At 37.3% G+C, this 19,706-nt stretch carries 17 protein-coding genes, 1 pseudogene and 1 riboswitch; of the genes and pseudogenes, 11 read left to right on the top strand and 7 right to left on the bottom strand.

From position 1 onward, the window contains the following. Window positions 1–17: 17 nt before the first annotated feature. The 6 genes from PZE06_RS18340 (at window position 18) to PZE06_RS18315 (ending at window position 6,181) form a co-directional block, all read left to right on the top strand. Window positions 18–1,043: an ABC transporter ATP-binding protein gene (locus PZE06_RS18340; protein WP_275791791.1), complete on the top strand. Its 1,026-nt coding sequence runs from the start codon at window positions 18–20 to the stop codon at window positions 1,041–1,043. Next, on the top strand, window positions 1,027–1,995 hold the full coding sequence (locus PZE06_RS18335) for an ABC transporter ATP-binding protein (RefSeq protein ID WP_275791790.1): 969 nt from the start codon (window positions 1,027–1,029) through the stop codon (window positions 1,993–1,995). Before PZE06_RS18340 ends, PZE06_RS18335 begins: the two co-directional genes overlap by 17 nt. Before the next feature lie 16 nt (window positions 1,996–2,011). Beyond that, the gene (locus PZE06_RS18330; RefSeq protein ID WP_275791789.1) at window positions 2,012–2,947 is read left to right on the top strand and encodes a DUF1177 domain-containing protein; all 936 of its coding nucleotides are present in this window, start codon (window positions 2,012–2,014) and stop codon (window positions 2,945–2,947) included. A 124-nt stretch (window positions 2,948–3,071) separates the two neighbouring features. After that, the gene (locus PZE06_RS18325; RefSeq protein WP_275791788.1) at window positions 3,072–4,352 is read left to right on the top strand and encodes a M20 family metallopeptidase; all 1,281 of its coding nucleotides are present in this window, start codon (window positions 3,072–3,074) and stop codon (window positions 4,350–4,352) included. Between the two features lie 72 nt (window positions 4,353–4,424). Further along, window positions 4,425–5,189 carry an IclR family transcriptional regulator gene (locus PZE06_RS18320; protein WP_275791787.1) on the top strand — a complete coding sequence of 255 codons (765 nt, stop codon included), beginning with the start codon at window positions 4,425–4,427 and terminating at the stop codon, window positions 5,187–5,189. Between the two features lie 62 nt (window positions 5,190–5,251). Further along, entirely contained in the window at window positions 5,252–6,181 is a 930-nt protein-coding gene (locus PZE06_RS18315) for an aminopeptidase (RefSeq protein WP_275791786.1), read from the top strand. Between the two features lie 162 nt (window positions 6,182–6,343). Here the strand turns inward: PZE06_RS18315 and PZE06_RS18310 are convergent, their stop codons facing one another. Continuing rightward, the gene (locus PZE06_RS18310) at window positions 6,344–6,877 is read right to left on the bottom strand and encodes a GNAT family N-acetyltransferase (RefSeq protein ID WP_275791785.1); all 534 of its coding nucleotides are present in this window, start codon (window positions 6,875–6,877) and stop codon (window positions 6,344–6,346) included. A gap of 333 nt (window positions 6,878–7,210) precedes the next feature. Further along, window positions 7,211–7,314, top strand: a riboswitch (SAM riboswitch). 106 nt (window positions 7,315–7,420) lie between these two features. On the opposite strand from PZE06_RS18310, the gene PZE06_RS18305 reads away from it, so the two are divergent. The 3 genes from PZE06_RS18305 (at window position 7,421) to PZE06_RS18295 (ending at window position 10,744) form a co-directional block, all read left to right on the top strand. Continuing rightward, window positions 7,421–8,470, top strand: coding sequence for an LLM class flavin-dependent oxidoreductase (locus tag PZE06_RS18305; RefSeq protein ID WP_275791784.1), 1,050 nt, complete (start codon window positions 7,421–7,423; stop codon window positions 8,468–8,470). A 15-nt stretch (window positions 8,471–8,485) separates the two neighbouring features. Beyond that, window positions 8,486–9,433 carry an ATP-grasp domain-containing protein gene (locus PZE06_RS18300; RefSeq protein ID WP_275791783.1) on the top strand — a complete coding sequence of 316 codons (948 nt, stop codon included), beginning with the start codon at window positions 8,486–8,488 and terminating at the stop codon, window positions 9,431–9,433. A gap of 279 nt (window positions 9,434–9,712) precedes the next feature. Then, the gene (locus tag PZE06_RS18295) at window positions 9,713–10,744 is read left to right on the top strand and encodes a S66 family peptidase (RefSeq protein WP_275791782.1); all 1,032 of its coding nucleotides are present in this window, start codon (window positions 9,713–9,715) and stop codon (window positions 10,742–10,744) included. Window positions 10,745–11,981: 1,237 nt separating this feature from the next. Here PZE06_RS18295 and PZE06_RS18290 read toward each other — a convergent pair. The 5 genes from PZE06_RS18290 to PZE06_RS18270 all read right to left on the bottom strand — a co-directional run bounded on the left by PZE06_RS18290 (window position 11,982) and on the right by PZE06_RS18270 (window position 17,866). Continuing rightward, window positions 11,982–14,000, bottom strand: a complete 2,019-nt coding sequence (locus PZE06_RS18290; protein WP_150917635.1) for a bifunctional diguanylate cyclase/phosphodiesterase — start codon at window positions 13,998–14,000, stop codon at window positions 11,982–11,984. A gap of 465 nt (window positions 14,001–14,465) precedes the next feature. Further along, window positions 14,466–14,942, bottom strand: a complete 477-nt coding sequence (locus tag PZE06_RS18285) for a hypothetical protein (RefSeq protein WP_150917632.1) — start codon at window positions 14,940–14,942, stop codon at window positions 14,466–14,468. Window positions 14,943–15,294: 352 nt separating this feature from the next. Further along, a complete protein-coding gene (gene spx / locus PZE06_RS18280) occupies window positions 15,295–15,705 on the bottom strand; it encodes a transcriptional regulator Spx (protein WP_150917629.1) in 411 nt (136 codons plus the stop codon). A gap of 35 nt (window positions 15,706–15,740) precedes the next feature. Beyond that, window positions 15,741–16,355: a TetR/AcrR family transcriptional regulator gene (locus PZE06_RS18275; protein ID WP_150917626.1), complete on the bottom strand. Its 615-nt coding sequence runs from the start codon at window positions 16,353–16,355 to the stop codon at window positions 15,741–15,743. Between the two features lie 542 nt (window positions 16,356–16,897). Further along, window positions 16,898–17,866 carry an NAD(P)H-dependent flavin oxidoreductase gene (locus PZE06_RS18270; protein ID WP_150917623.1) on the bottom strand — a complete coding sequence of 323 codons (969 nt, stop codon included), beginning with the start codon at window positions 17,864–17,866 and terminating at the stop codon, window positions 16,898–16,900. A 534-nt stretch (window positions 17,867–18,400) separates the two neighbouring features. Here PZE06_RS18270 and PZE06_RS18265 point away from each other — a divergent pair. Both PZE06_RS18265 and PZE06_RS18260 read left to right on the top strand, forming a co-directional pair. Then, window positions 18,401–18,940, top strand: a pseudogene (locus PZE06_RS18265) (N-acetylmuramoyl-L-alanine amidase family protein); the annotation flags it as partial. Window positions 18,941–19,009: 69 nt separating this feature from the next. Beyond that, complete coding sequence (locus tag PZE06_RS18260; RefSeq protein WP_225315222.1) at window positions 19,010–19,384, top strand: peptidoglycan-binding domain-containing protein; 375 nt, start codon at window positions 19,010–19,012, stop codon at window positions 19,382–19,384. Window positions 19,385–19,622: 238 nt separating this feature from the next. Here the strand turns inward: PZE06_RS18260 and PZE06_RS18255 are convergent. Further along, a partial coding sequence (locus PZE06_RS18255) for an IS3 family transposase (RefSeq protein ID WP_275791704.1) occupies window positions 19,623–19,706 on the bottom strand: 84 nt, incomplete at its 5' end.

Below are 19,706 nucleotides of genomic sequence, written 5' to 3'. Positions count from 1 at the left end.
ATGGGGGTGGCAAAAGTATGTCAGAACCAATTTTAAGTGTAAAAGATTTACAAATCGAATTTAAATCTGGATCCATTGTTACGAAAGCGGTAAATGGGGTTACTTTCTCACTAAATGAGAATGAGAGTTTAGGCATTGTTGGAGAGTCTGGTTCTGGTAAAAGTGTGACAGCGACTTCCATCCTGCGTCTTATACCGAATCCTCCAGGGAAAATAACAGGTGGAGAGATTATTTTTAAAGGTAAAAACTTATTAACATTATCAAATCGGGAAATAAGAGAGATCCGCGGTAATGAAATATCAATGATCTTTCAAGACCCTTCAACTAGTTTAAATCCAGTATTTACAGTTGGGAATCAAATTATTGAATCGATTCGAACACATAAGGCTGTTTCGAAAAAAGAAGCAAGAGAATTAGCGATTAAAATGTTAGAGTTGGTCGGTATACCAGCTCCAGAAAAAAGGATTGATATGTATCCGCACGAATTTTCTGGGGGAATGCGTCAACGAGTGATGATTGCCATCGCTTTATCATGTGATCCAAAGCTTTTAATAGCTGATGAACCAACGACTGCATTAGATGTAACCGTACAAGCTCAAATACTGAATCTAATGAAGGAATTACAAGCAAAGTTAAACATGTCGATCATTATGATTACACATGATCTAGGAGTAGTATGGGAAACATGTGACAAAATCATCGTCATGTATGCAGGGAGAGTAGTAGAATCCGGGACGGTAGCGGAGCTATATAACAACTCGTTGCATCCGTATACATGGGGGTTATTAGACTCACAAATTACTGAATCTCAAAATAATTTGAAACCACTGGCTACAATCCCTGGTAGTCCGCCTGACTTGAGCTTTGAGGTCAAAGGATGTCCATTTGTAGAACGTTGTCCGTATGCTCAAACTGTATGTTTTGAGAAGACCCCTCAGTTAATGGAACCAACGAAGGGACATGCGGTTGCTTGTCATTTTCAAACATCAGATCAGAAGCTGGAACGAAAGGAGGATGCATATTTCGATGGAAGCGCTACTTGAAGTTAAGGATTTGAAAAAGCATTTTCCAGTCTCAAACTATATTCCTTTTAAAAAATCAACGCAAAGTGTTAAAGCAGTTGATGGTGTTAATTTTAAAGTCTATCCAGGTGAGACTTTAGGAATCGTCGGTGAATCAGGCTGTGGTAAATCTACGATGGCACGTCTTGTTAATCAATTGATCAAGCCGACGAGCGGTGAGGTTAATTTCAAAAAGAAAAACCTGATTGAAATGGATGCAAAAACATTAAGAGCGACACGCAAGAAGATTCAAATGATCTTTCAAGATCCTTATGCTTCTCTTGATCCACGCTTGAAAATTGGTGAACTAATCGCAGAGCCTCTTGTCATTCACAATGTAGGGAGCAAAGAAAGCAGGAGAGAACGAGTAGAAGAATTGCTTGAAACGGTAGGTTTAAACAAACGATATGCGGACCGATACCCTCATGAATTTTCTGGCGGACAAAGACAGCGTATCAATATAGCTAGGGCATTAGCTTTGCATCCCGAGTTAGTCATATGTGATGAGCCAGTTTCGGCGCTAGATGTATCGGTCCAAGCACAAGTTATTAATTTATTAAAAAAATTGCAAAAAGAATTTAATTTAACATATATTTTTATTTCGCACGATTTGAATGTCGTACGTTATATGTGTGATCGCATTGCCGTGATGTATTTAGGAAAAATTGTAGAAATTGGAACATACGAAGAGATTTACTCAAATCCTCGACATCCATATACAAAGGCTTTATTTTCAGCAATTCCTAAAGAAAATCCTTTTGAAGAAAAAGAGCGTATCATCTTAAAAGGGCAGGTTCCAAGTCCGCTCAATCCGCCTTCTGGATGCAGCTTCCACGAACGTTGCCCATTCGCGGTAGATATTTGTAAAACAACAGTGCCGAAAGTGGTAACACCTGAGAATACACATCAAGTATCATGTCATTTAATTAACTAATTTTGGGGGTATAAAGATGTCATTAAAATATGTAATGGAAATGTACGAAATAATGGATGACCAAACGGTAACAGGAGAAAAAGTGAAAGAGTATTTGTCTAACATTAGTGAAAACGGGCAAATCACTGTTCATACAATTGACGGAAAAGAGGGCTCAACTGATTTCATTAAAGTGGTGATTCCAGGGAAAAATGGAAAATCAAAAGGTGGAAGTGCGCCAACCCTCGGAATAATTGGAAGATTAGGAGGAATTGGAGCACGTCCAGAAATGATAGGCTATGTATCAGATGGTGATGGTGCATTAACGAGTATGTCATCTGCTGCAAAACTTTTGGACATGTCGAATAAAGGTGATCAATTAGAGGGTGATGTCATATTAACTACACATATTTGTCCAAATGCACCAACGAGACCGCATGATCCTGTGCCATTCATGGATTCACCAGTAGATATTTTAACAATGAATGAATATGAAGTGACAGAGGAAATGGATGCCATTCTTTCTGTTGATACGACAAAAGGAAATCAAATTATTAATCATCGAGGTTTTGCGATTACTCCGACTGTAAAAGAAGGCTATATCCTTAAAGTCAGTGATGACCTCCTCCATATTTATTCACAATCAGTAGGGAAATTACCGGTTACAATGCCGATCACTACCCAAGACATTACACCTTATGGGAATGGTGTTTATCATATTAACAGTATTCTTCAACCAGCCGTTGCAACAGACAAACCTGTAGTTGGTGTTGCAATAACGGCTGAAACTGCTGTTGCAGGATGTGGTACAGGAGCAAGTCGCGTCACGGACGTGGAAGAAGCGGTTCGCTATTGTATCGAGGTAGCCAAAATGTATGGTCAATCAAAATGCGATTTCTACGACGAACAGGAGTTCAATCATTTAGAAAAGTTATATGGGAAGATGACACATTTACAATCATTAGGAAATTAAATCATTTCATCATCTCGTGATTCAGTTTGACAAAATCTTAATTTAGTAAATTCTAAGATAAAAGCTTAAATGTAATACGGTTGTACATCCTAAAAATCGAATCAAGTAGGAGGCTACTGATACAATGACAAACAAACAAGAACTAAAAAACTATTTAATTCAAGAAATAGAAAACCATAAAGATGAATTAATCGACTTATGTAGTCAACTAATTAAAATTCCTAGTGAGAATCCACCAGGAGATTCAACAGAGATTACTACTTTTATTGATCAGTACTTGAAAAATGTGGGGGCAGAAACCACTTGGCATGAAGCTACAGATAAAATGTACAATCTGGTTTCAACGATTGGCGAAAATAAAGGTGGAAAGCATTTAATTTATTGTGGTCATTCTGATGTCGTTCCGACAGGTGATCATACAAAATGGGATTTCAATCCTACTTCCGGTGAAGTTGTTGATGGATGGTTGCTTGGACGTGGAGCTAGTGATATGAAGGCTGGTTTGGGGGGGATCATTTTTACATTTGCACTCTTAAAAAAGTTAAATATCGAACTCCCGGGTCAATTGACCTTAGCTATTGTTCCTGATGAAGAGACAGGTGGAGAATTTGGAGTTCCTTGGTTGTTGGAACGCAAAATTATTCAAGGAGATGGCTGTTTAATAGCGGAGCCTTCCTCTCGCTATAATCCTACACTTGGTCAGAAGGGTTCATACTGGTTTAAGCTCAAAGTATATGGAGAACCAGGGCATGGTAGTCTATCCCCGTTGGCTGGAAATAATGCCATTATTAATATGATTAATGCGATTAATGAAATCCGAAAATTATGGGAATTACATATTGACATTCCGGAAGAGGTTATGCCATTAATAGAGAGATCGAAGAGATATATGCGAGAAGTTGAAAAGGATCGTGAGCCTTTTCAAGCCGTACTAGATCATGTCACTGTAAATATCGGGAAGATTCAAGGTGGGACAAAATCAAATATGATTCCTGAGAGCTGTGAAGTAGAAGTTGATTGCAGGCTTCCGTTTGGTATTACTCAGGAGGAGGTAACAGCATTCTTACACGAAAAGCTCAATTCATTAGGAATTGAATATGAATTGACTCGTTTTGGCTTCCGTAGTAATGCCAACTACACAAGTGATGAAGAACCTATTTGTAAAGCCATTGTCGATAATATTACCCATGTGACAGGACATGATGCCTATGGTGTTATGCAATGGGCCAGTAGTGATGCTCGCCATTTTAGAGATCATCATATTCCGGTACTTCAATATGGACCTGCTTACTTACCAAGTATTCATGGTTATAATGAGAAAGTGAAGGTAGAGGATATTGTAAGATGCAGTAAGGTTTATATTGCTGCAGTCATTGACTACCTTTACGAACAAGAGACAATGTAAAATACTATGATGGTGCATATTGGCATATTTCTAATATGCACCATTTATTATTTTTAGGAGGCAATTCTTTAGATGTTGAAAACATTGAGCCTATCATTAGAGGTATTAAAAATGTTTACAAAAGAAAAACCAACTTGGGGAGGAAGAGAATTAGCTGCTGCATTAAATGAAAACCATACGAAAACCTATCGAATTTTAGAGACTTTCGAAAAGCACAAATTTTTAATCAAAAATAAAGAAACAAAGAAGTATTCTCTTGGGTTCGCAGTATGGGAACTTGCAAATACGGTATCAGAGCTTTTCAACATAAACGAACTAATACATCCTATTTTAGAAGATTTAAGTGAAAGCACGAATGAATCAACATTTTTGATGATAAAGGATGGAGATGAGGCGGTAACATTTGATGCGGTAGAAGCGAGAACAACGGTGAGATTTTCCGTTTCAATTGGAAGTCGCTCTCCCTTATATGCTGGCGCTTCATATCGCTCCATATTGGCACATATGCCGTCAGAATATATCGAGCAATATTTAGAACGGGAACTGATTAAATACACGGATAAAACAATGGTAGACCCAAAGGTAATTAAGGAAGATTTGGAGTTAATTCTTAAAAACGGATATGCAGTAAGCAAAGGTGAATATACGGAAGATGTGATTGCTGTTGCAATGCCGGTATTCTATAAAAATACGATATTTGGCTCCATTACTGTGTCAGGCCCAAAATACCGCATAAACGATGAACAGATCGAAATGTTTATTACAAAATTACAAGATGCGAAAAATGAAGTTGAAAAAGTGGTAGAAAAACACGGTGCCAACTTTGGTTTATTTTAAAGAGAACGGAGCATTAGTTTTAATATATCTAGCTCTCTTTGTGAAGAAAGGAGAAAGTAAATATGAGTTTAATAGAAAATGCACAGTCAGTTTTGCTACAAAACCTAACACTCAAAACAAATGAATCCGTTCTCATTATTACGGATGACGAAAAAGAGGAAATTGCCAACTTATTTTATCAAGCAAGTAAAAGGGTTTCAAAAGAAACGGTTCTAGTCAAAATGCCAACTCGAAATAAATCCGGTGAAGAACCTCCTCAAATGATAAGTTCTTTAATGAAATTTGCTGACGTTATATTATGCGTAACAGAACATTCGTTGACACATACAAATGCACGAAAGAATGCGTCCGAATCTGGTGCGAGAATAGCGACGATGCCGGGGATTTCAATAGATATGCTGGAAAATGGTGCAATCACAGCTGATTATAATGAAGTACAAGAACTTACGGAAATGTATGCTCACCGCTTAGATCAAGGTGATGAGGTCAGAATAGAAAAAGCTGGACATGTGCTGACTTTCTCTATTAAAGGAAGGAAAGGAATTAGAAGTACAGGGGTTTTTAAGGAAAAAGGAGAATCGGGGAATGTGCCGTCAGGGGAAAGTTATATAGCACCGATCGAAGACTCTGCAAATGGCAGCTTGCTAATCGATGGTTCGATCAGTAACATAGGAATCCTTGATGAACCGGTTATGTTAAAAATTGAAGCAGGTAGATTGGTTCACGCTACGGGTGAAAAAGGGCAAAAATTATTGGAATTATTAGGTGACGGAGCCGGTAGGACGATCGCTGAATTTGGAATCGGTACCAATAAAAAAGCGAGGTTAACAGGTAACGTTTTAGAAGATGAAAAAGTATTTGGAACTGTACATATTGCATTCGGAAGCAATAAATCCTTTGGTGGTAGAACAGAAGCTGGTGTACATATCGACTGCGTCATGAAAGAGCCGATTGTATGGATTGATGCGGAGAAAATATTATCTTCGCTTTAGTTTCATTTGTATTATCCCTTTTCAAAGAAGTGTTTTTTTACCGAGTGATTATTCAGTTGTAACGCTCTTTATTATGCTAAAAAAGGGTGGGCAACCATTCAGTGAATGATGAATGTATGATAGGCGAAAAAAGAAGAGTGGTGTAAACCACTCTTCCGAATGTTATTTGTCTGAAGCTAATTTGGAATAAAGCTTGAGGTTAATAAATTGCCCTTTCGACTTCTCTGCTTCTCTTAATGTTCCTTCATAATTAAACCCAAGTCTCTCAATTAGTTTTATGGAATTTCTGTTTTCAGGTTCAATTTTGGCTTCGATTCGATTTATGTTTAAATCGTTGAAGGCATAATGAATGAGAGAAGTCATGGCTTCCGCAGCGTAACCTTTCCCCCAATATTTCCTCCTCAGATCATAGCCAATTTCCGCTTTAGCATTGTCATAGTCGATAGCATTGAAGCCGCAAGTGCCTATTATTTCCTCTGATGCTAATTCGATGATTGAATAGCGAATCGCTTCATTATTTTGTGAGAGTGTATCAAATAATTGAATCATTTCTTCAACTTGTTTCATGCTTGTAAAGCGATCAATATTCATATATTTCGTTACTTCAGGATCAGACCAAATTTCAAAAAGTTGAGCTTTGTCTAAAACATTCATTTTTCTTAAAAATAAGCGTGGTGATTTAAGTTCTGTAATCAATATTTTACCTCCAGAATATGTTTTATGGGGATGAATATTGATATCTGCGCATAGTTCAGTCCCTTCATTCTTTAGTATTTTTAGTATAACATACAAGTTTTTTAGAAATCGCTTGTAAAATATAGCCCTTCTCTTTCGCAGTTAGAATGATGACAAAATATTTAGAGTTTCGAAAAATTTAATTGACAATTGGTTAAATTTAAACTATTATCACCTTAGTTTAGTTTATTTCACGTTGCTGCTTTTTAGTTAAAAGCAATGCTTCTGACAACATGTATTGAATATTTGCAACATTTTTATCTTTTTATACAACATTATCAAATCATATTTTTCTTCTTATCAAGAGAGGTGGAGGGACTGGCCCTTTGAAGCCTCGGCAACAGGTTCTGCGGAATACTGTGCTAATTCCAACAAGCGTTGTGCTTGAAAGATGAGAAGGGAGTTAAAAGCTCTCTTCTAAGAAGGAGAGCTTTTTATGTATGAACAATTCCAACTTAATAAATGGGAAAACTATCTAATTAGAATGGCAGGGAGAGAGTAGAAATGAAATATGGGTTTTGGTTACCGATGTTTGGCGGTTGGTTGCGTAATGTTGAAGATGAAAAGATGCCAGCAACCTTTGATTATGCGAAGGAGGTTGTGCAATCGGCTGAAAAATGGGGGTATTCGACTACTTTAATCGCAGAATTATATTTAAATGATATTAAAGGACCGGAACATGCCTCTCTAGAAGCCTGGTCCACTGCAGCTGGACTCGCAGCGGTGACCGATAAAATTGAGATCATGACGGCGATACGCCCTGGCTTTCACAATCCTGCCGTAGCTGCAAAAATGGCGGCAAATATTGATCGTATTAGTAACGGTCGTTTTACTCTTAATGTGGTTTCAGCATGGTGGGAAGAAGAAGCACGTCAATATGGTGGGGTTTTTACAGAGCATGATGAGCGTTATGCACGGACGGAAGAATTTATCGACGTTTTAAAAGGATTGTGGAAGGAAGAAACGTTCCATTATTCTGGTCAATTCTACAACCTAAGTGGCACGAAGCTTGCTCCAAAGCCTGTGCAAAAACCTAATCCAATTCTCTATGCAGGCGGGGAAAGCGAAAAGGGGAAACAAACCATTGCAGAAAAATGTGATGCTTATGTAATGCATGGTGGAACAGTTGAAGAAATTGAGGCAAAAATAACCGATATGAAGGTACGGCGTGAGCAAACGAGTAATGCTCCATTCAGCTCCTTTGGAATGGCTGCCTATGTAATTTGTCGAGATACAGAGAAAGAGGCTTTGGCTGAGCTTGAAAAAATCACGAACGTGAAAGACTCTAGCGCTTATGCTGGCTTTAAAGACTTTACGACTAAATCACAATTAGAGCAAGAAATTCAATTACAGGATTACTCGGTTTCTAATCGCGGGCTTCGACCAAACCTTGTAGGAACACCAGCGCAAATTGCAGAGCGCATTTTAAAGTATGAAGAAGTAGGGTTAGATTTATTATTATTACAGTTTTCTCCTCAACTTGAGGAAATGGAGCGATTTTCAAGGCAGGTAATGCCATTAGTCGAACAAAAACGGAGTTTAATAAAAAGCTAGAGAGGAGCGATAAGAATGAGTAAGGTATATGTCATCCATGAGAATCGTGAGTGGACAGTCCATTTAACTAGAAGGTTAGAGGAATTAGGTGTTCCATATGAAGAATGGCATTTAGATGAAGGGATGTTGGATTTATCAACAGAGCCACCAGAAGGAATTTTCTACAGCAGAATGAGTGCTTCTTCTCATACACGTGATCATCGTTTTGCAGCCGAATTTTCCGGGCAAGTATTGGCCTGGCTTGAAGCACATGACCGTACCGTTATAAATGGGCCGAATGCTTTAAGGTTGGAAGTGAGTAAGGTCTTACAATACTTAGAATTAAACAAGTCTGGAGTAAAAACTCCAAAAACGATTGCTGCCGTTGGCAAGGAAAATATCATAAAGGCAGCTCAAAACTTTGCCGGACAATCGTTTATTACGAAGCACAACCGTGCCGGTAAAGGGTTAGGCGTTCAATTGTTTCATAGCATAGAGGCTTTAAAGGCTTATGTGGAAGGAGCGGCTTTTGAAGAACCGGTTGATGGTATTACTTTAATACAAGAATATATTTACTCTCCTGAAAGCTATATTACTCGTTGCGAGTTCGTAGGAGGAAAATTTGTTTATGCTGTTAAGGTAGACACTTCGGAAGGGTTTGAACTTTGCCCGGCAGATGCATGCCAAATTGGAGATTTGTACTGCCCAGTAGGAGAAGAAGTAGAAGAGAAGCCTAAGTTTCAAATTATTGATCATTTTGAAGACGAAATCATAGAAAAATATAAAGAAGTTCTAGTAAGAAATAACATTCAAGTGGCGGGAATAGAATTTATCAGAGCTGCTGACGGAACAATTTATACGTATGATATTAATACCAATACAAACTATAATTCTGATGCAGAAGCGAAAGCTGGAAAATATGGAATGTTTGAATTGGCTTTATTCCTAAAGAAGACATTAGAAGAAAAGTGCGTACTAGTATAACAAAAAGGCAACGGGTGGTGTACCGTTTTTTCACCACAGTTGAAACATACGTAAAAAGGAGTGACTTCTCCCATTATCATCATGGGATTGTAGAAATTTTATTGCAGTCTTTCCTAAATAAATGGGATTAAATACAAACGTATTAGTAATTATCCCTTTTAAAGGTGAAATCATTAGTCACAAATTCTAATAAGGGTTTGTGGCTTTTTCATTATATAATAGTGTTGTCGAAGGTGAAAAAGTCATAACGATTAATGCTATTAAGAGAGGAGTTTGAGAATGTTAATAAAGCCGAAAAAATTACAGCCAGGTGATTGTGTGGCAACAGTAAGTCCTTCTTGGGGAGGAGCAGGTGAGCCACTACTTAAATGGCGTTATGAACAAGGTGTAAAAAGACTAGAAGACATTTTTGGATTAAAAGTTATTTCGATGCCAAATAGTTTAAAGGGAGAGGACTTTCTGTACGAGAATCCACAAGCGCGTGCGGAGGATTTGATGACTGCATTTACCGATAAACGGATAAAAGCAATTATTGTAAATATAGGTGGAGATGATAGTATTCGCTTACTTCCTTATATCGATTTTGACATTATACATAAAAACCCGAAAATACTGATGGGCTACTCGGATACGACTATTGCACATTTATTTTGTTATAAAGCTGGTGTATCATCTTTTTACGGTCCCGCGATTTTAACTGATTTTGCAGAAAATGTGGAAATGGATCCATATACAATTGAAATGGTAAAAAGGACGCTTTTTTCAAATGAACAGATTGGTGAAATTAAACCTGCAAAAGAATGGACCAGTGAGAGATTAGAGTGGACTGAAGAAAATAAGGAGCTTCGCCGAACGATGCGGAAGAACAGTGGTTATGAAGTACTTCAAGGGACGGGTATCGTTCAAGGGCATTTGATTGGTGGTTGTATTGAAGTTTTAGAGTTTGTAAAAGGAACGGAGCTTTGGCCAGAAAATAAATATTGGGAAAACAGCATTCTATTCTTTGAAACATCAGAAGAAAAACCAGAGCCAAACCTTATTAGATATTGGTTGCGAAATTATGCGGCACAAGGCATTTTAAATAAAGTTAATGGAATTATTTTCGGTAAGCCCCAGGACGAGGCTTTTTACGATGAGTATAAAGTGGAAATTCGAAAAGTGATGAAAGAATTTAATTTGGAAGACTTGCCAATTCTTTATAACTTAAATTTTGGTCATACTGAGCCAAAATTCATTTTGCCATATGGCGCCATGGCAGAAATTAATTGTGACGAAAAGACTTTTTCGATCCATGATAGTGCTGTGGAATAATTTAGAAAGTTGTATGCTCCATCTCTTTTCGGTCGAATAGCTGTCCAATTTTTTCACCTTCTTGGTAGAATGTCTATATTATTCGGACATTCAAGAGGAAAGTGCACCACGTTCTGTCCGAATAGCAGTTCGATTCGGACATTCAGTAGGAAAGTGCACCACGTTCTGTCCGAATAGCAGTTCAAATCGGACATTCAAGAGGAAAGTGCACCACGTTCTGTCCGAATAGCAGTTCAAATCGGACATTCAAGAGGAAAGTGCACCACGTTCTGTCCGAATAGCGATTCGATTCGGACATTCAAGAGGAAAGTGCATCAAGTTCTGTCCGAATAGCAGTTCAAATCGGACATTCAAGAGGAAAGTGCACCACGTTCTGTCCGAATAGCAGTTCAAATCGGACATTCAAGAGGAAAGTGCACCACGTTCTGTCCGAATAGCAGTTCGATTTGGACATTCAAGAGGAAAGTGCACCACGTTCTGTCCGAATAGCAGTTCGATTCGGACATTCAGTAGGAAAGTGCACCAAGTCCTGTCCGAATAGCAGTTCAAATCGGACATTCAAGAGGAAAGTGCACCAAGTTCTGTCCGAATAGCAGTTCGATTCGGACATTCAAGAGGAAAGTGCATCAAGTTCTGTCCGAATAGCAGTTCGATTCGGACATTCAGTAGGAAAGTGCACCACGTTCTGTCCGAATAGCAGTTCGATTCGGACATTCAGTAGGAAAGTGCACCACGTTCTGTCCGAATAGCGATTCGATTCGGACATTCAAGAGGAAAGTGCACCACGTTCTGTCCAAATAGCAGTTCAAATTGGACATTCAAGAGGAAAGTGCACCACGTTCTGTCCGAATAGCAGTTCAAATCGGACATTCAAGAGGAAAGTGCACCACGTTCTGTCCGAATAGCAGTTCAAATCGGACATTCAAGAGGAAAGTGCACCACGTTCTGTCCGAATAGCAGTTCGATTCGGACATTCAAGAGGAAAGTGCACCACGTTCTGTCTGAATAGCAGTTCAAATCGGACATTCAAGAGGAAAGTGCACCACGTTCTGTCCAATTAGCAGTTCAAATCGGACATTCAAGAGGAAAATCCATCCGAATAGCGATTCTATTCGAAAAGCCAGAAAAAGTCTTCTCCAAATCGTCGTAAAAAGTGAGCATCACATCGATTTATGAGATTGGAGGAAGACTTCGAATATATCATTTATTATTTGTTCATTATCAAATCACATCATCTTTAAGTAAAGGTGTTTGAAGGTTCCTGTTTTGTAGCAGCATGATTGTCGATCCATTTATCAACCTCTATCCCTTTCATCGGCTTGCTATAAAAATAGCCTTGCATGACGTGGCATCCCAGTTGTGTTAGTGACTCAACGTGCTCTTGTTTTTCAACACCTTCAGCAATGACTTCGAGACCGAGATTTTCAGCCATTAAGACGATCGCGTTGATAATGGCCCGTTTACTTGGTTTATCTAGATCATGTGTAAATAATCGATCTAGTTTTAGCGTATCGATGGGGATTAGATCTAGGAGGCCGATAGATGAATAACCAGTCCCGAAATCGTCCATGGAGACTTTTACACCTAAGGAACGAATATTATGGAGCTGGAAGATGACATCGTTCACGTCGTGTAGCACCATAGATTCAGTGATTTCTAATTCAAGTAAATGTGGATCCAATTTTGCTTTTTCGAGAATCGTGTGCACCCATTCGCTTAAGCTATCTAACTGAAAGAGACGTATGGAAAGATTAACAGAAACTGGATATATAATCCCTTTTGTTTGCCATACTTTGCATTGAATACACGCTTCCTCTAAAACCCAACGAGTTATCGACACGATGTATCCTGTTTCTTCTGCAATCGGAATAAATTCACTTGGGGAGATCGTTCCCAGCTTTGGGTGTTCCCAACGCAACAGTGCTTCAAAACCATATAAACGATTTTCTTTTACATTCCATTTTGGTTGATAGACGAGATAAAATTGTTTATTTTCAAGAGCGAGGCGAATATCTTTTTCTAATTCCATTTTTCGTACTTCTTTTATTCCCATTTCATCCGTATAGACACAATAGCGGTTCTTTCCTAATCGTTTAGCTCTATACATTGCTGTATCGGCTTTTTTCAGGAGAACAGAACTATGTGAGTTTTCGATAGAACCTACGCTTATTCCGATACTACTAGTAATATACAATTCATTTCCTTCAATGTAATAAACCCTTTTTATAACTTGTAATATATTTTCGGCAAGCTGTTCAGCACGTTCTTGTTCGCAATTTTCCACAATAAATAGAAACTCATCACCGCCGATTCGAAAAACATGCTGATCTTTATGAACGAAATGACGTAAGCGAACAGCAACTTCCTTTACTAGTAAATCACCTATATCGTGACCCAGCGTGTCGTTAATGGCTTTAAACTGATCTAAGTCAATGAACAAAACCCCGATATTTTGATAACCAACATTTTTTTCAAAAAAACGATTCATTTGATGACGATTGGGTAACTCTGTTAGTGTATCCTGATAGGCCATTTTTTCCAATACGTTACGGTCAAAGAACATTGCACCCCAAGAAACCAAGAGAATAATGATGATCGTTATCGTTACGCCATAAAGTAAAATAGGTTCGATTGCCTGGTTATGATGCATCATATCACTTTGAGTGTAGAATCTAGCCGCTCTCATACCTGTATAGTGCATGCCACAGATGGCAATGCCCATTATAATTGCAGATAACCATTTAATCCAACTAGAAGAGGACTGGTTGCGGAAACGAATGAACAAAAATAGTGCCGCATAAGAAGCGATAAGGGCAATAATAACAGAAGCTGCAACCAAAACGGGATCATATGAAAGCTCATAGGGCATAATCATTGCCTTCATTCCTACGTAATGCATTGCTACAATTCCAGAACCCATGAAGAGACCGCCTAAGGCAATTTTAAACATATTAATATCTTTAGGCATTGTAATGTATAGGGCAATGAATGAAGAAACGGTGCTTGCAACTAGAGAAAATAAAGTAAGCCAAATATCATACTTCATACTGGTATGGAGGTGAAATGACAGCATTCCGATAAAATGCATCGACCATATGCCACTCCCCATTACTACTGAGCCTGATAATAACCAAAAATATTTATGTTTTTTGCTTGAATTCGAAATCTTTGATGTGATATTTAAGGTGGAATATGATGCTAAGATCGCAATCAAAACTGAAAGCGCAACAATATAGTAATTATAACTGCCTTCCACATTCACTATAATAGTCAACTCCAAAATATAGATTTCTATCTGAGGACAACTTGTCCATTATTCCAATTTTAATCTTCCTTTCTGAACATTTTCTGAACAATTTATTTTAACACTCTTTTATAGAATACTTAGTATATTTTTGCTCGTTTTGATCAGGAACTTTGAAAAAATTAAATATCGTCTTAAGAGGTTCTATTGAGTAGGACGAATGAGAAGATCAAAATAGCGAAGAAATGGAAACTTAGGAAAGAAAATTAAGTGGCGTTACTAATTCAGCTGCTCAAATAATATTGATTGGTCGTTTTTCAACCTCCACTAAATTTTAAGGCAAGAATTTCCGAGTTTGTAATGATAGTGAACAACTTTCATCATTATGAAATCAATTTATTAACCATCTTTGTGTAATAAAATCAAATAAATAAAGATGCCGAACATGTTAGATTTTAACTTGTTCGGCAAAATGTATTATTGATGGGAATGATTTTCTGGTATTTTGTATTTCTCAAAAAGCCTTTGAAAAGCATAATTGATTAATGCAAGTAAATAGAAGATGAAGAAAATCGTTGTGGGAGTATATTTTTTCAACTTATAGTGTCCTAATTTTTGAAAAAAAGGATTCAAAAGGTATGCAAAGATAAAATCAATAATTAAATTAAGAAAAGCATACAATGAAAACTTCTTGTAAGTAAAATGGAACACCCACAAATTAATAGTAAAGAAAGGGCCTAATATAAAAGCTAGTGCATCAAAGACCATATATTTATAGCCACCTTTAACATGCCACCAATTAAAGATGGGATTTAAAAGAGTTTGGATTAAAAGGATGGAGGAACAAAACAAAGTCACGGGTAAGAATCTTTTGAAAGATTGTTTAGGAAGAAAAATGAATAAAATGGTCCATAAAACTATGGCATTAAATATTCTAAAAAAATTAATAAGCATAGCTGCCACCTCCAGTTTTTCTTAAAATGTGCTAATTATTTCGTTTATATTCTGAGTTCTCCTAAAAAGGACAAAAGGTTCTAAAAGAAAATTCGGTTTACTATATTGAATTTAGTTGAGGTATTTTGGAATAGTGGTTTTCAGTTATGTTTTTAGAAATAGAGCATGTAACAGTATGAGAAACATTGGCAACCATTTTTTTATGAGCGATGCTGTGGAGTTTGATGGAAAGCAAGGGAGCGGGCTGGCGGATTTGTGAGATAAAAAGAAAAAGGATAAATAGCAATTTAGTGGCTATCTATCCTTTTTCTATTCGTGAGAGTTTATGTTTTTCAAAAGTGTTGTTATTAAACTATCCTTCAACTAAAAAGTTATTTTTTGTCTGCCATTTCAACCATTCGATTTTACGAGCTTTCCTCGGAAGAAACTGACGAATATATTCTTCGTTATAACCAACGAGTAATCTTTTTTCATCCATAATAATTGGACTTTTTAATAATCTTGGATGCTTCTGAATGATTTCAAGTAATTCGTGTAAAGATAGTTCATCAAGATCCAAATTCATATCCTTATAAACTTTTGATCTTGTTGCGATAATTCCTTCAGTTCCGTCTAATGTCATTCGAAGGATCGCTTGCAATTCTCCTATTGTAAGAGGTTCTTTAATAATATTACGATCAACATAAGCAATTTCATTTTTTTTCATCCACTGTCTTGCTTTCCTTGTTGATTTACATTCCAAGCCATAAATGGTTACTGTCATTATGCATTCTCCTCATTAAATTTTTATAACACTATTTATTGTCGATATATGCCATGCTTTATTAGATCCATGCTAGTTGAAAATGCTTGTATAGCCTCTTCATCTGTTAACCCTTTTAATGTTTTCTCAACGAAATTATGAAAGGCAATAGCTGTAATGATTTTAAAGACATGTACTAGTTCATAGTGATTATTAATATTAAATCGACTTGTATCAATTAATTCGGTGATTTCTTTGAAAATTGTATGATCACGAGTTACATCAAACATATTGCTGAAGGAATTTTCTACTTTATTTGTCGTATATAAAAGAGCGTTTCGCAAAAAATTCCGTTCTTTTTCATTTGGTAAAATCGTAAGGAAGTGTTGATACATTTCCTTCATAGCCTCAATGATATCTCCATTATGTTTTTTTAATAATGTTAGAAAGTACACCTTCGTCTTGTTTAATTTTTCTTCTAATAAATATGAATAGAGATCTTCCTTGTCCTCAAAGTATTGATAGAAGCTGCCTCTTGGAATTCCGGCAGTTTTGATAATATTGGCAATAGAAGCTTCAAAAAGAGGAACTCTAGCAAATTCATTTTCTGCTGCTTCAATTAATGTATGAATTTTTTGTTGTGAAAGATTAAAAAACGTTTGTTTAGGCAATGGTCTTTCCTCCAACTTCGATCTATATGACGATGTGTCATATTTTCGTTGCTTTAATAATATATGACACACTGTCATATGTCAAATGATTTATGACATACTGTCATAATTTCATTATCAATAAAATGATGAATCGTTGAAATAGCGGATCGCTTCATTGTTATTTACTAATTTGCACAATGATGGGAAGTTCAATCGTGTAAAAATCAAAGAGATTGGAGTGGAGCTATCTGAAAGATTAGACGAGGAACTGTGGAGTATGGATTTTCCTTTATTTAGGAATGGCGTTCCTCTATTAATCGGGGTGATAGCTCATTAAGCCTTAATTTTAAAGGAGGAAAACGACGAATGGGATTTCGGGAGAAGATTGAAATATAGGGTAGTTTCTGTGAATTTTTCAGTGAACCTCAAAGGGGGGGATTGTAAGAACAGCAAAATCTTGCCGCTCACTGGACAATATGATGTTGGTTAAACATGCATGGGGAAGAGGGGAAACTCTTGAAAAGGAGCAAAGAGAGCTCCCTTTCAAGAGAAGAGATTGACTATCTATTTTTAGTTAATTGGCTGGACTCATATTCCATTCTCAGGTTGTCAAAGATTGTCTGCACAGGAAGAATGTCTTTAATTTCAGCGACTCTTGCCCCAGCAAAAACGAGGCCATTTTCACAATCTCCATTCATGGATGTGACTAAAGAATCCATCGTGCAAAAGCGATAGGAACAATTCTTCAAGCAATCAATACATTTCTTGATTTTCACCTTTTTATCGCCAGTAATCAGTTCAGAAAAACGGTTCTTAATCGCCCGTCCTTCCAGTCCTACAGTTGTTTTAACCATAACGATGTCTTCCTTTTTTGCCTGAACATATTTTTCTTTAAAAGAGAGTGGTGCATCACATTCATTGCTGGCAACAAATCGTGTCCCCATTTGAACGCCGGATGCTCCCATTTGTACCGCACAAGCGATGTCCTTTCCTGTCATAATTCCGCCAGCAGCAATCACTGGAATTTTTACAGCTTCAACTACTTCCGGTAATATCGCAAAAAGCGGTCGCTCAGTCCCTAAATGTCCACCTGCTTCATGACCCTCTACAACGACAGCTGAAGCACCGAGACGTTCTGACATTTTTGCTAGTCTAGCGGTTGAGACGATAGAGATGACTGGTATGCCCGCTTCTTTGCCCCAGCTATACATATCCCTCGAAATACCTGCTCCAGAAATAATAAAATCCACTTTTTCCTCGAGTGCTACCTTCATTTTTTCTGCAAAATCATTCATCGCAAATAGAACGTTTACTCCGATATAGCCCTCATTTTTAATGGCTGCTTTTGCCTTTCTTATATGTAGCTTCAATTCTTCGAGCGTAATGCCCGTTCCAGATATAATGCCAATTCCTCCAGCGTTTGCAACAGCTGATGCTAAACCACTTAACGAAATGCCTACCCCCATACCACCTTGAAGGATTGGAAATTTAGGAACCATATGGCCGATTTTTAATTGTGGAAAGTTCATAGGAAAACCCCATTTCTCAGGTATTTTATTTCTCCTTATTATTCAATGGTTGTAGGTAATTGAATAGTGACAAACATAATGTCTGGTCTTAAAAGTAGATGATAATTATTGATATGTCACAAAAAGTTCAAATGTACGCTTCTTTATTAGGATGGTTGGGATGATTATCGGGTGCAGTAATGATTCGTTGAAGGTATTGTGAGGATGAAGGGATTTTTAGTAGGTGAACGTCGTCATCCAAATTGTTTTACATAGCGATGTCAGGTATTAAAAATAATGGACTGCAGGAGTTCTCTTCTTTAATTAATTATTCGTCCTTCAATGATGAAAAAAGTTGACAAAGGCGTTTGTTTTGCCAAATTGGCTCTGTTTTTGAAAAAAAGATGATCTCACTTTGTGAAGCCTAGATTAAGCGAAGGAACTGAATATTCGTTTACAATCGTACCATTGCTTTTGAAAAGTGGAATTGGTAAAAAATAACACGATTGTTCAGAAGAGATGATGGTGCATACAATGGCATCAGAGGTGATGAAAATGGTTAAATTTTTTATAGATCCTGGACATGGTGGGTCGGACTCTGGCGCTGTTGGTAATGGCTTAAAGGAAAAGGATTTGACTTTAGCGATTGCATTAAAAATACGCAATTTACTCCTCAATTACGAAAATACCGAAGTAAGATTAAGTCGGGTTAACGATATATTTGTATCACTATCTGAACGGGCAAGATTAGCTAATTCATGGGGAGCTACTTACTTTTTGTCCATTCATATTAACAGTGGAGGAGGCACAGGTTTTGAGACGTTTATTTATAACAGCGCGAGCAGTGCTACACTTTCATATCAAAACGTAATTCACGCGGCAATTTTAAGTCAACTAGGATTACGCGACAGGGGGAAAAAGCGAGCTAATTTTGCAGTTTTAAGAGAAACGAATATGCCAGCCATTTTAACGGAAAATGGCTTTATTGATCACGCAATTGACGCGAATAAATTAAAAACAAATGCATTCTTAGATAAGGTTGCCGCGGGGCATGTGGCTGGATTGGTTAAAGCGTTTGCGCTTAAACAAAAGAGCGGGACACAGCCCGCTTCAACGCCGAAGCCTGTATCGAGACCATCTGGAGTTGGCGGAAGTCCAATTTCCGTGTTTCAGCAGTGGTTAAACGAAAAATATAAAACTGGTCTTGTTGTTGATGGAATCTATGGAGCTAAAACGAAGACCGGAGCTATTAAGGCGCTGCAAACAGAGCTTAATAAACAATACAATGCTCGTTTAGTTGTTGATGGAATTTGGGGTTCAAAAACAAAAGCTGCTATTCGTTCAGTGCGTAAAAGCGCAAGAGGAAACATAGTTTTTATTATTCAAGGCTTGCTCTATTGCTTAGGCTATAGCCCACAAGGCTTTGATGGAGTTTTTGGCGACAACACCATGGTTGCTATTAAAGCCTTTCAAAGGGATCGGAAGTTATCTCAGGATGGAATCGTCGGAAAGAACACGTTTGAAAAATTGCTTGCATAAGTTCAGAAACCTCCCTGATTAGTGGGGAGGTTTTCACTTGTTTATTTAGGATTTAACTTAAATTTGGGCTTTGTTAAATAATATGGTTGACTAAACGATTTTTGGGTCTATCAGTTCTGTTGAACACAAAAATAATCATAAATCAACACCAACTTGAATTGAAATAACTATAAAACAAATAGTAGTGGGATAAAGGAATAAACTGGCACCTATGTCAAGGACACAATAAAAAAAGAGATTAAGCAACTAGAAGATGATTCCTATATTGAATAGGGGTCATCTTTTTTAAGTCCCACTGATATCGATAGTTGTTATAGTAAAC

It is taken from the genome of Robertmurraya sp. DFI.2.37 (genome assembly GCF_029211245.1).
In the GTDB taxonomy this organism is placed as follows: domain Bacteria; phylum Bacillota; class Bacilli; order Bacillales; family Cytobacillaceae; genus Robertmurraya; species Robertmurraya methanolica_A.
The sequence above is the reverse complement of the archived record's forward strand: the minus strand, read 5'-3'. Positions and strand labels throughout refer to the sequence as shown.